The following is a 12,748-nucleotide window of genomic DNA, read 5'->3' as shown; positions in this document are numbered from 1 at the left end:
AAAAGTGATATCTTTTACATTTAAAAATCAATTAATTATATACTAATTAAGCATAATACATCTCAAACTCAACAGGATGTGGTGTCATATTTAAACGTTCTACTTCTTTACGTTTGATATTAATAAATGCTTCGATAAAGTCTTTAGCAAACACACCACCTTGCGTTAAGAATTCATAGTCTTTTTCTAATGAATTCAACGCTTCTTCTAACGAGCTTGCGACTGCTGGAATATCTTTTAATTCTTCTGGTGGAAGATCGTAAAGATTTTTATCCATTGCATCGCCTGGGTGGATTTTGTTAACCACACCATCAAGACCTGCCATCAATAGCGCCGCGAATGCAAGATATGGGTTTGCCAGTGGATCTGGGAAACGCGCTTCAATACGGATCGCTTTCGGGCTAGTTACTGCCGGAATACGAATTGACGCAGAACGGTTGCTTGCAGAGTAAGCCAATAATACAGGTGCTTCAAAGCCAGGCACTAAACGTTTGTATGAGTTCGTACTTGGGTTAGTGAATGCATTTAATGCTTTAGCATGCTTAATGATACCACCGATGTAATAAAGTGCGGTTTCAGAAAGGCCTGCATATTTATCACCTTGGAAAATGTTTTTACCGTCTTTGCTTAATGACATATTACAGTGCATACCTGAACCATTATCACCCGTGATTGGTTTTGGCATAAAGCAAGCGGTTTTACCGTGTTCTAATGCAACGTTTTGTACCACATATTTATAGATTTGTGTTTCATCTGCTTTTAAGGTTAGGCTGTTGAATTTCGTTGCAATTTCGTTTTGACCCGCTGTCGCCACTTCATGGTGGTGAGCTTCGATGACTAAGCCCATTTCTTCTAAAATCAAACACATTTCAGAGCGAATATCATGAGCCGTATCAATTGGAGCAACCGCACAGTAACCACCTTTTTTCAATGGACGATAAGCGTTGTTACCACCTTCGTATTTTTTGTTGGTGTTCCAAGCCGCTTCAATGTCATCAACGGCAAAAGAAGCGCGGTTCATTGATACATCAAAACGTACATCATCAAATAAGAAGAACTCTGGTTCAGGACCAAAGAATGCTTGATCTGCAATACCAGTTGAACGCATATAGTTTTCAGCACGAATAGCAATTGAACGCGGATCACGATCATAGCTTTGCATGGTTGTTGGCTCATAAACGCTACAACGAATTGAAAGTGTTGGGATCTGCGCAAATGGATCGACTACTGCAGTCTCAGCGATTGGCATTAAAAGCATATCGGCTTTGTTAATGGTTTTCCAACCTTCAACAGAAGAGCCATCGAACATTTTGCCATCTTCAAACATATCTTCATCGACAAGGCTAACTGGGATGGAAACACCGTGTTCTTTACCTTTAATGTCGGTGAAACGAAGTAGCACGAACTTGATGTCGTTCTCTTCGATCAGTTTGAATACGTTGGCAATGGCATTTGCATTTGGCATAGGGAGTCCTCTATTTTGCTATGTATATAATCTTTATAAAAATTAAAAGAGCATTATAACGCAATCGCTTGCCTTTTTCATAAGATTTATTTTATCCCATGGCATAGCAGAACAGCGAAATATCGTGTATAATTTTTGCCCTTTCGAGATTCTCGTAGGGTGAGTTTACTCACTAATTCAAACTACTTGGACTATTCGGTGGCATAAAAATTCCACCCTACCAAACTTAAACTTTAAGAACGTAATAAATGAAAAACGACATTGATATTAATAAATTGCGCAATATCGCAATTATCGCTCACGTTGACCATGGTAAAACCACCCTCGTTGACAAACTCCTTCAACAATCCGGTACATTTGAATCAACTCGTGGTGATGTTGATGAACGCGTAATGGACTCAAACGATCTTGAAAAAGAACGTGGCATTACCATTCTTGCAAAAAATACTGCAATTAATTGGAATGGTTATCGCATTAACATCGTAGATACCCCAGGACACGCCGACTTCGGTGGTGAAGTGGAACGTGTACTTTCTATGGTAGACTCTGTACTTTTAGTGGTTGATGCTTTTGATGGCCCAATGCCACAAACACGTTTCGTGACCCAAAAAGCCTTTGCTCACGGTTTAAAACCAATTGTGGTTATCAACAAAGTTGACCGTCCAGGCGCACGTCCTGATTGGGTTGTGGATCAAGTATTCGATTTATTCGTTAACCTTGGTGCAACCGATGAGCAATTAGACTTCCCAATTATCTATGCTTCAGCATTAAATGGTGTTGCGGGTCTCGAACACGAAGAATTAGCGGAAGATATGACGCCGTTATTTGAAGCGATCGTTCAACACGTTGAACCGCCAAAAGTAGAACTTGATGCACCATTCCAAATGCAAATCTCACAATTAGACTATAACAGCTATGTGGGTGTTATCGGTATCGGTCGTATCAAACGTGGTGCAATCAAACCAAATCAACCTGTAACGATTATTGATGGTGAAGGCAAAACTCGCCAAGGTCGTGTAGGTCAAGTATTAGGTCACCTTGGTTTACAACGTTATGAAGAAGATATCGCTTATGCAGGTGACATCATTGCAATTACCGGTTTAGGTGAATTAAATATTTCTGACACCCTTTGTGATATTAATGCGGTTGAAGCCTTACCTTCATTAACCGTTGATGAACCAACCGTAACCATGTTCTTCTGTGTAAACACCTCTCCGTTTGCGGGTCAAGAAGGTAAATATGTGACTTCTCGTCAAATTCTTGAACGTTTAAACAAAGAGTTAGTTCACAACGTGGCATTACGCGTAGAAGAAACACCAAACCCAGATGAATTCCGTGTTTCTGGTCGTGGCGAATTACACCTTTCTGTATTAATTGAAAATATGCGTCGTGAAGGTTATGAACTTGCGGTTTCTCGTCCTAAAGTAATCTACCGTGAAATCAACGGCAAAAAACAAGAGCCTTACGAGCAAGTTACCATCGATGTAGAAGAACAACACCAAGGTTCTGTCATGGAAGCATTAGGTATCCGTAAAGGTGAAGTTCGTGACATGATGCCAGATGGCAAAGGTCGTGTACGTTTAGAATACATCATTCCAAGCCGTGGCTTAATCGGTTTCCGTGGTGAATTCATGACGATGACATCCGGTACAGGTTTACTTTACTCCAGTTTCGATCACTACGATGCCATCAAACCAGGTGAAATCGGTCAACGTAAAAACGGTGTATTAATTTCTAACGCAACGGGTAAAGCACTAGCTTATGCGCTATTTGGTTTACAAGAGCGTGGTAAATTAATGATTGAAGCTAACGTAGAAGTTTACGAAGGCCAAATCATCGGTATTCACAGCCGTACAAATGACTTAACCGTAAACTGTTTACAAGGTAAAAAACTCACCAATATGCGTGCATCGGGTAAAGATGATGCCATCGTATTAACTACACCGGTAAAATTTACACTTGAACAAGCTATCGAGTTTATCGATGATGACGAGTTAGTGGAAGTGACACCAGAGTCGATCCGTATCCGTAAAAAACTCTTAACGGAAAACGATCGTAAACGTGCAAACCGTACGACAACTAGTACGAGTACTCACTAATTAAAAACGTGCGGAAATTTGACCGCACTTTTAAACAAACAAAAGGCGAACATCATGCTCGCCTTTTTTATTTCATGAGTAAAACTAGCCTAATCTAACTTTCTCACCACCGAATTCATCGAGTAAGTTTTCTGTCAGTTTAGATAAAATACCTGTCATTAATACAAAATCAGCATCAAAGCGTTGCGCATAGTCTTCTTTTAAAATATCGGCATTTTTCTCACGCACCGCATCTGCAAATTTTAAACGTTTGAGCGTGCAATCTTCATTAAATACAAACGTCAGCGTATCTTCCCACTCCAATGCGAGCTTGCTCACCACCTTTTTGCCATCTTGTAAAAGTGCGAGAATCTCTTCATTTTCCAAAGGCTGTTTTTTACAGCGAATCACGCTGTCTTCTTGGCTTCCTCGAAGTTCGGCTTCTTCTAATGCCACCAACCAATGCGGAATTTTTTCCTGCACAATCCAATCCGTTAAAATGGTCGAAGGTTCATTTGCAAAAGCCAACGGTACAACGGGTAACGAACCAAGTGATTTACGCAATAATGCTAAGGCATCTTCTGCACGTTTACTGGATGCCGCATCGACATGAACAAGGTTATTCTCCGTATCAATCCACACAGAAGTTTGCTGGTTTTTAGTGAATGCACGCGGCAATAAATTCATCACCACATCATCTTTTAACGTTTGTTTTTCCGTTTTCTTCAATTTACGGTTTTCTTTTTGTTCAAGGCTTTCAATGCGTTCATCTAATTCACGTTTCACCACATTTGCCGGCAACATTTTCTCTTCTTTTTTCGCAACCAATAAAATGTGTTTCCCCACTGAAAAATGCAATAGCTCACTACCTTTCAAGGGACTCGCCCAACCGAATTTACTTTGATCTTGTGAGCCACAAGGATGAAATTCACAATCTGACAACTGACGTTGCAATTCATTAAGCTCCCAATCTAGGGGCTTAGTCAGCCTATATGACATTAAATTTTTAAACCACATCGTAACACTTCCTTCATAATAGGGTAAAATACGCGACATTGTAGCCCATAAACTCACGGGAAAAAATGATGCAACAGAAATTAATTGCCTTCATCGGCGGTGGCAATATGGCACAAGCCATTGTGTTAGGCCTATTAAAACAAGGTTATCCAGCCGATAAAATTATTGTGAATGATCCGAACGAAGAGAAACGACACTTTTTTGCTCAATATGGCGCCGCGGTTTCTACGGATAACGAGCAATCCATCACACAATCTCAAGTAGTCTTATTTGCCGTTAAACCGCAAGTCCTCGCTGATGTTTGCAAGCCATTAAGTGCGGTTGATTTTTCTGATAAATTAATCATTTCCATTGCTGCAGGTATTTCGACCGCCCGATTAGCCGAACTCATTCCAACAGCAAAATCCATTGTTCGCGTGATGCCAAACACCCCGGCGTTAGTTGGAGAAGGTATGGCAGGCTTATTTGCTGACAAAAACACGCCTGAAACTGACCGCACTTTTGCGGAAGATTTACTTTCAGCTGTAGGAAAAACCACTTGGGTGACGAATGAAGATCAAATGCATGCTGTCACCGCTGCATCTGGCAGTAGCCCAGCTTACTTCTTCCAATTTTTAGAAGCCATGCAACAAGGCCTAATGGAAATGGGCTTAGATGAAAACCAATCTCGTGAGTTAGTACAACAAGCCATGTTAGGCTCTGCGAAATTGGTGATTGAAAATCCACAGACGGCTCTTTCCACTTTACGAGAAAATGTCACCTCAAAAGGCGGTACCACCGCAGCCGCGTTAAATGTGTTCAACCAGCACCAATTTAACGACATCATTAAACAAGCAATGCAGGCCTGTGTGGCACGCTCACAAGAAATGGAAAAATTATTCTAATGCAAGTTCGTCCTTTTACTTGGCTCGCCTTGAGCTTTTTGGGCTACTATTGTGCCTACGGTGTGTTTCTTCCCCTTTTCCCAGCATGGTTGAAAACGCAATCTTATAGCGAAGAAAGTATCGGCTTATTGCTTGCCTGTGCCTACATATTCCGTTTCAGCGGCAGTATTTTATTTTCCGGCTTAATAAAACGTGTTTCCCTCTTAGTAAATGGCTTACGTTATTTAGGTGTGGCTAGTGCGATTACAATGGCGTTAATTGGACTGATGTCACACAATTTCTGGCTATTGTTTATTGGACTCGCCTTGTATTCCATGGTAAATGCAGCGGGGATGCCGATTGGTGATAGCCTCGCCAGTACGTGGCAGCAACAAATTCATTTAGATTACGGCAAAGCACGCTTAATTGGTTCCTTTGCGTTTGTTGTTGGTGTCATGGTATTCGGGTATTTCGTTGGACTCGTGGGTGAACAATATATTACTTGGATGATCACGGGCATACTCGTTTTCTATAGCATTGTTCAACTACTTCATCCAAATCCAATGCCACAAGATGAGCCACAAAGTGCGGTCGAAAATTCTGTTGGATTCTTAGGCTTACTCAAAAATAAAACGACACTTCGTTTATTTATTGCTATCGCACTGATTCAAGGATCGCATGCCGCTTATTACTCATATAGCACTATCTTCTGGACAAGCCACGGTCATTCTGTTTCCGATGCGGGCTTATTTTGGGGAATCAGTGTATTAGCTGAAATCGTCGTCTTTTTCTTCTCTACCCGATTATTCAAAAACTGGAGCATTACGGCCCTTTTCTATCTCACTGGCATAGCCGCCATCATACGCTGGCTTGCTTTTGGTTATGCCGATACCTTTGTTGAAATCATCCTATTGCAATGTTTTCACAGCCTTACTTATGTTGCGGGACATTACGCAACCGTGCGTTACATCACCACGCAACCACAAACCTATATTGCGAAATTACAAGGTTTATATAATGCCTTAGCTGGGTGTGCAGCCATTGCTATTTTCACCGCACTTTCTGGCGTACTTTATCCAATTTCGCCAGTTTATGCATTCAGCTTAATGGCCGCCTTTGCCTTCATTGGTTTATTTATCACCCCACGAGGTGTAAAAGCCTTTTTACCTCATAGAGTGTAAACATGAATAATCTCACGCTAGTCGATTTGTTCTTGAATGAATATTGGATCGAAAAAGGATTGTCTGAAAACACCGTGCAGTCTTATCGTCTCGATTTGACCGCACTTTGTGATTGGTTGGATAAACAAAATTTATCCCTCGAAACCCTCGAGCCATTAGATCTACAGCAATTTCTAGGTAGCCGTTTAGAACAAGGCTATAAAGCGACTAGCACCGCACGAATGCTAAGTGCGATGCGGAAATTATTCCAATATTTATACCGTGAAAAATATCGTACAGATGATCCCAGTGCCGTACTGAGCTCGCCTAAATTACCAAGCCGTTTGCCTAAGTATTTAACCGAGCAACAAGTCACAGATTTATTAAATACACCAGATGTAGAAATTCCGCTCGAGTTACGCGATAAAGCCATGTTGGAATTGCTATACGCTACTGGATTACGTGTCACGGAATTGGTCACGCTCACTATTGAGAATATGAATTTACAACAAGGTGTCGTGCGTGTGATTGGTAAAGGTAACAAAGAACGCATCGTACCAATGGGAGAAGAAGCCGCGTTTTGGGTGCGACAATTCGTACTTTACGGTCGCCCTATTTTGCTCAATGGACAAAGTTCTGATGTGGTCTTTCCAAGTCAACGGACTCAGCAAATGACTCGCCAAACCTTTTGGCATCGTATAAAGCATTATGCCGTGCTAGCAGGAATCGATACGGATGCGCTATCTCCACACGTTCTCCGTCATGCCTTTGCGACACATTTGGTGAATCATGGTGCGGATCTCCGTGTTGTGCAAATGCTCCTCGGACATAGCGATCTCTCCACCACACAAATCTATACTCATGTGGCTAAAGAACGCTTGAAACACCTCCATGAAAGATTTCATCCGAGGGGATAAAATAAAAAAGTGCGGTCAAATTTATCGTTATTTTTGACCGCACTTTTGTATGAAAAGCTTATTTCAATGACAACAATCTCGCCACATTTTGAGCTGTTGAGATTAAATTCTGCTCGCCTTGCTTGAGAATTGTTGGTAAATCCCCCAGACTGCGAATTATCGGGAACACCGCATCAATGCCATGTTCATACACCACGTCATAATCCTCACGCAAACAACCCACAATCGCAATGACAGGCTTATTAAATTGTTTCGCCGTGCGTGCCACACCAATTGGGGTCTTACCTAAGATACTTTGCGCATCCATACGACCTTCACCAGTAATCACTAAATCAGCATCTTTAACTTGCTCAGCGAGTTTCAAATTATCTAACACGATCTGCACACCGGCTTTGAGTTGCACATTAGGTAAGAGCAATAAGCCACCGCCCATACCACCTGCCGCCCCCGCGCCTGGTTGCTCTTTAATTTGTTTGCCACAATCTCGCTCAGCGATTTTAGCAAAATGGGCTAATGCAGCATCGAGTTCCTTCACCATCTCAGGCGTCGCACCTTTTTGAGGGCCAAAAATCGCAGAAGCGCCTCGTTCGCCACAAAGTGGATTATTCACATCACAAGCCACTTCAATTTGTACGTATTGCAATCGAGGATCTAAATCAACCAGTTGAATTTCAGCAAGATTAGATAATTCCGCACCACCAAAGCCAATGGATTGACCATTTTTATCCAATAAACGTAAGCCTAATGCTTGCAGCATACCCGCACCACCGTCATTTGTGGCACTCCCACCAATTCCTAAAATGATATGTTGTACGCCAAGATCTAGGGCTTGCTTAATCAGCTCCCCCGTACCAAAACTGGTGGTTTTACAAGGGTTGCGTTTATCCATCGGGACAAGATGCAATCCCGATGCTGCAGCCATTTCAATGATCGCTGTTTTACCATCACCCGATAAACCGAAAAAGCTTTTTACTTGGTTGCCTAACGGTGCAGTGACTTCCGTTTCAATCAGGCGGCCTTGAGTGGCATCTACCAAGGATTGCACGGTACCTTCCCCCCCATCTGCCATTGGTAATTTTACATATTCAGCGTTTGGGAAAATACGTTTAAAACCAGTTTCAATAGCATTAGCCACTTCAAGTGCGGTTAAACTTTCTTTAAATGAATCAGGCGCAATGACAATTTTCATATTCTCTCCTTAAACTAACTAAATACACCAAAAATTAAGGTGGATACAATGGTCATAATTAACCCCACTGCACTTTCATAAGGAATCAATTTTAAGCGTTCTTTCATATCCATATTTACGCTACCACCAGTTGCATGGAAGAAAGAACCATGTGGCATATGATCAAAAACTGTCGCCCCCGCATGAATCATCGCGGCACCTGCCAGACTACTCACCCCCAACTCTAATAGCGTTGAACTAAACACATTCGAAGCAACCGCTGTCCCTGCAGTTGTTGATGCTGTGGCAAGCGACATGAGCGCACCTGAAATTGGCGCAAGGATATAAGAAGGTAAGCCCGAATGTTTTAAGCCTTCAATAAGCACATCTTTCATACCGGAATTGGCAATAATACCGGCTAAAGCTCCCGTACCAAGTAGCATAATTGCCACCGGAGCCATTTTCCCTAAACCGCTAATCGCATAGTTATTGGCTTGGCGAAGCTTGCCCATACATAATGCGCCAATCAGCCCACCAAGTGGTAAAGCGATTAAAGGATCGACTTTAATATCGGCTAACGGACGAAGTGCCAGTAAGAAGATAGCAACCAAAGGCGCCACAAGTGCGGTCAAAAATGAGGGTAGATTCTGTGTTTCTACAGCGACAACTTCTTGGGCTGAAACACGTGAACCTTTATTTCTTAACCGTTTTGCTAAGAAATACGTCAATATTAAGCCAAAAATAGCGGGGATAATCCCTGCCATCATCACTGACGTTAAAGGAAGATGGAATGTATCTGCTGCAGCAATCGCATTAGGATTAGGTGACATTAAGTTTCCTGCTTTTCCCCCACCAATCATCGCTAAGAGAATGGCAGGTTTTGATAAGTCAGTACGACGAGCAAGTGCTAAGGCAATTGGAGAGACCGTAATCACGGCAACATCAATAAATACACCAACAGCGGTTAAAATTAATGTAGCCAACGCTAACGCTAATAATGCTCTGGTTTCACCTAACTTGTTTGTAATGGTTTCAGCAATGGTATTAGCCGCACCTGATTCAATCAGTACTCCCGCCAATACCCCTGCTGCGAGAATTCGCATGACTGCGGTAGTTATACCTTGAGCGCCTCCGATCATGAGACTCACGGTTTGAGATAAATCAGCGCCGCCAACTAATCCCCCTACTAAAGCCCCGACTAACATACCATAGGCTGGTGAGACTTTTTTCAAAATAAGGAAAATAGCGACAATGAGTGCAATAAGTGCACCTAAGGCTGAGACTGTAGGCATAGCGTCCTCCTGTTGATATGAATATGCAAAAATCTTTCTTATTTATATCAGCAAAAGTAGAGGAATAAAATCTTGTCCGACTTCCACCTACAAAAACGGCTTATGTAAAACACATAAGCCGAAATTGTTACTGAAAATTGACCGCACTTTAGAAAAATAAAATACTTCCCCAAACCACTATAACAATGCAAAGGGCAATGAATACCGCTGCTGAGCCTTGGTCTTTGGCTCTCCCTGAAAGTTCATGGCGTTCTGTGCCAATACGATCTACCACCGCTTCAACTGCACTATTTAACAGCTCAACTGCCATCACGAGTAAAACCGATGAAATCATCAGCGCGATTTCAATTTTAGTGTCGCCGAGCCAAAAGGCGAGTGGAATCATAATACACGCAAGAAAACATTCGTGGCGGAATGCAGTTTCATTTTTGAATGCACTTTTTAAGCCTTGTAAAGAATATTTTGTAGAGTTAATTAAATGGGTTAACCCCGTGGTTTTATACATAAAAGTTCCTATGTTGTAATCTATAAACGTTTTGCTTCGATAACGTCGTCTAACTTCGCTAATCTGGCTAGTATTTTACTTAAACTTTCGACATTTTTCAGTTCAATTTCCATATCCATCGTTGCCACTTGTTTTTTGGTGTCTGCACGGCTTGAAACCCCTAACACGCTGACTTTTTCATTCGCGAGCACGGTAGTAATATCGCGTAATAAACCATTGCGATCACTGGCCACAATGCGGATATTAATATGGAACCCCGCCGCATAATTATCTCCCCAAAGGGCTTCCACTACACGTTCCGGATGGGCAGCTTGTAATTCAATGAATTGCTCACAATCGCAGCGATGAATTGAGATACCACGTCCCATCGTAATGTAGCCTGCAATCGCATCACCTGGAATAGGCTGACAACAACGCGCCATGTGGTGCATTAAATTACCGACCCCTTCAACAATGACATAGCCTTTATTCTGTTGTTGCTCGGCTTTCTGCTGCGCCTTTTGCTGTGCAGTATTTGCACTTTTGCTCGCCACATGACGGAGGATTTCTTGATCTGCTTCTTCAGCCGTCACTTTGATCAATCGGCTTTGCAAGAAATTTATCAACTGATTTAAACGAATATCTCCGCTACCAATGCCCGCATATAAATCTTCGAGGTTTCTTAAGTTATAACGTGGTAAGGCAAGCTGCTCAACCTGTTTCAAACTGATATTCAAACGAGCAAGTTCATTATCTAACTGCTCTTTACCAGCAGGAACATTTTTATCGCGATCTTGTTTCTTAAACCATGCTTGGATTTTCGCACGTGCTTTTGAAGTATGCGTAAACCCTAAATTCGGATTGACCCAATCTCGGCTTGGATTTGGGTTTTTCTGTGTGATGATATCCACTTGCTCACCCATTTGCAGGTGATAAGTGAATGGCACAATTCGTCCCCCAACTTTCGCTCCAATACAACGATGACCAATTTCACTGTGGATCGCATAAGCAAAATCGAGAGGCGTGGATCCCGCGGGTAAATCAACCACTTCACCTTTCGGTGTAAACACATATACGCGATCATCAAACACTTGGCTACGTAATTCAGCCATCACTTCGCCAGAGTCCGTAATATCATCTTGCCATGCAAGTAATTTACGCAACCAAGTGATTTTTTCTTCATAAGCGGAAAGGCTACCTGTCGTGCCCTCTTTGTATTTCCAGTGGGCGGCTACACCAAGCTCCGCATCATCATGCATTTGCTGGGTACGAATTTGCACTTCAATTGGCTTACCACCTTTGCCTAACACCACAGTATGAATGGATTGATAACCATTTGGTTTCGGGTTGGCGACATAATCATCAAATTCTTTTGGCAAGTGTTTGAAATGTGTGTGGACGATACCGAGCGCCGTATAACAATCTTGCAATTTCTGTACGATCACTCTAACCGCTCTGACATCATATAAGCCACTGAATTCCAAATGTTTCTTCTGCATTTTTCGCCAGATGCTATAAATATGTTTAGGACGGCCGTAAACCTCAACCTGATCGATATTTTCTTTTAAATAACCGGTTAACTCTGTGACAAAATCTGCAATATACTGCTCACGATCTAAGCGGCGCTCATGTAATAATTTGGCAATATTTCGATATTGTTCTGGATGCAAATAACGGAAGCAGTAATCTTCAAGCTCCCATTTCAATTGACCGATCCCTAAACGGTTGGCTAATGGGGCATAAATATTGGAACATTCTTTGGCTGCCAATACTTTTTCTTCTTCACAAAAGTGATTTTCCGCATTACGAAGAAACGTAATGCGTTCAGCAAGTTTGATAATCACGCAACGGAAATCGTCCACCATCGCAAGGAGCATACGGCGCACATTATCCACTTGAGAGGCATTGGCAGAATGGCTGGCGTTGAGCTGACGGATATTATCCATCTCCTCCACACCTTTAAGCAGTTTGGTGATTTTAGGACCAAAATGTTCTTGAATTTGCTCCCAATCGACAATTTTATTTGCTACTAAGGGGAATAGCATAGCGGTGAGTAAGCTTTCGCTGTCCATATTCATTTCATGCAGAATTTCCACCATTTCCACACCGGATTGCAATGTGAGGATTGCATTCTCCATTTGATCGGCATGTTCAGCTATTTTGGCTTGGGCATAATACCATGCATCAATCAGAGACTTTTCTACGGGGGCAGCAAGTTTAAGGCTCGAACACCATTGTTCGATCTCAAAATCATGTGGATTTGATAAGTGAGAACCACGAACTGCAACCATAATACCCCCTTGT

At 42.1% G+C, this 12,748-nt stretch carries 10 protein-coding genes; 4 read left to right on the top strand and 6 right to left on the bottom strand.

All coding sequences use genetic code 11. From position 1 onward, the window contains the following. Positions 1-46 precede the first annotated feature (46 nt). Positions 47-1,465 (bottom strand): glutamate--ammonia ligase, encoded by a 1,419-nt coding sequence (gene glnA / locus AC979_RS02395; protein WP_049372721.1) that lies wholly within the window; start codon positions 1,463-1,465, stop codon positions 47-49. Between the two features lie 248 nt (positions 1,466-1,713). On the opposite strand from glnA, the gene typA reads away from it, so the two are divergent. Further along, entirely contained in the window at positions 1,714-3,564 is a 1,851-nt protein-coding gene (typA, locus tag AC979_RS02390) for a translational GTPase TypA (protein WP_049372720.1), read from the top strand. Between the two features lie 84 nt (positions 3,565-3,648). On the opposite strand, the gene rdgC is transcribed toward typA, so the two are convergent. Then, complete coding sequence (rdgC, locus tag AC979_RS02385) at positions 3,649-4,560, bottom strand: recombination-associated protein RdgC (RefSeq protein ID WP_049372719.1); 912 nt, start codon at positions 4,558-4,560, stop codon at positions 3,649-3,651. Between the two features lie 68 nt (positions 4,561-4,628). Between rdgC and proC the strand changes: the two genes are divergently transcribed. From proC to xerD, 3 genes are read left to right on the top strand one after another with little or no spacing between them, the layout of a single operon-like run. Continuing rightward, positions 4,629-5,444 (top strand): pyrroline-5-carboxylate reductase, encoded by an 816-nt coding sequence (proC, locus tag AC979_RS02380; RefSeq protein WP_049372718.1) that lies wholly within the window; start codon positions 4,629-4,631, stop codon positions 5,442-5,444. Then, positions 5,444-6,604 carry a 3-phenylpropionate MFS transporter gene (locus AC979_RS02375; protein WP_049372717.1) on the top strand — a complete coding sequence of 387 codons (1,161 nt, stop codon included), beginning with the start codon at positions 5,444-5,446 and terminating at the stop codon, positions 6,602-6,604. Before proC ends, AC979_RS02375 begins: the two co-directional genes overlap by 1 nt. Before the next feature lie 2 nt (positions 6,605-6,606). Beyond that, complete coding sequence (gene xerD / locus AC979_RS02370; protein ID WP_049372716.1) at positions 6,607-7,500, top strand: site-specific tyrosine recombinase XerD; 894 nt, start codon at positions 6,607-6,609, stop codon at positions 7,498-7,500. Positions 7,501-7,558: 58 nt separating this feature from the next. Here the strand turns inward: xerD and AC979_RS02365 are convergent, their stop codons facing one another. The 4 genes from AC979_RS02365 to relA all read right to left on the bottom strand — a co-directional run bounded on the left by AC979_RS02365 (position 7,559) and on the right by relA (position 12,735). Then, on the bottom strand, positions 7,559-8,689 hold the full coding sequence (locus tag AC979_RS02365; RefSeq protein ID WP_049372715.1) for a glycerate kinase: 1,131 nt from the start codon (positions 8,687-8,689) through the stop codon (positions 7,559-7,561). Between the two features lie 14 nt (positions 8,690-8,703). Then, positions 8,704-9,960, bottom strand: a complete 1,257-nt coding sequence (locus AC979_RS02360) for a GntP family permease (protein WP_049372714.1) — start codon at positions 9,958-9,960, stop codon at positions 8,704-8,706. A gap of 148 nt (positions 9,961-10,108) precedes the next feature. Beyond that, complete coding sequence (locus tag AC979_RS02355; RefSeq protein ID WP_049372713.1) at positions 10,109-10,465, bottom strand: diacylglycerol kinase; 357 nt, start codon at positions 10,463-10,465, stop codon at positions 10,109-10,111. Positions 10,466-10,485: 20 nt separating this feature from the next. After that, entirely contained in the window at positions 10,486-12,735 is a 2,250-nt protein-coding gene (gene relA / locus AC979_RS02350) for a GTP diphosphokinase (protein ID WP_049372712.1), read from the bottom strand. Positions 12,736-12,748: the final 13 nt, after the last annotated feature.

The organism is Parahaemophilus parainfluenzae, from assembly GCF_001053575.1.
GTDB classification, from domain to species: domain Bacteria; phylum Pseudomonadota; class Gammaproteobacteria; order Enterobacterales; family Pasteurellaceae; genus Haemophilus_D; species Haemophilus_D parainfluenzae_S.
Note: the sequence above shows the minus strand (reverse complement) of the source record. Positions and strands in the feature narration are given on the sequence as shown.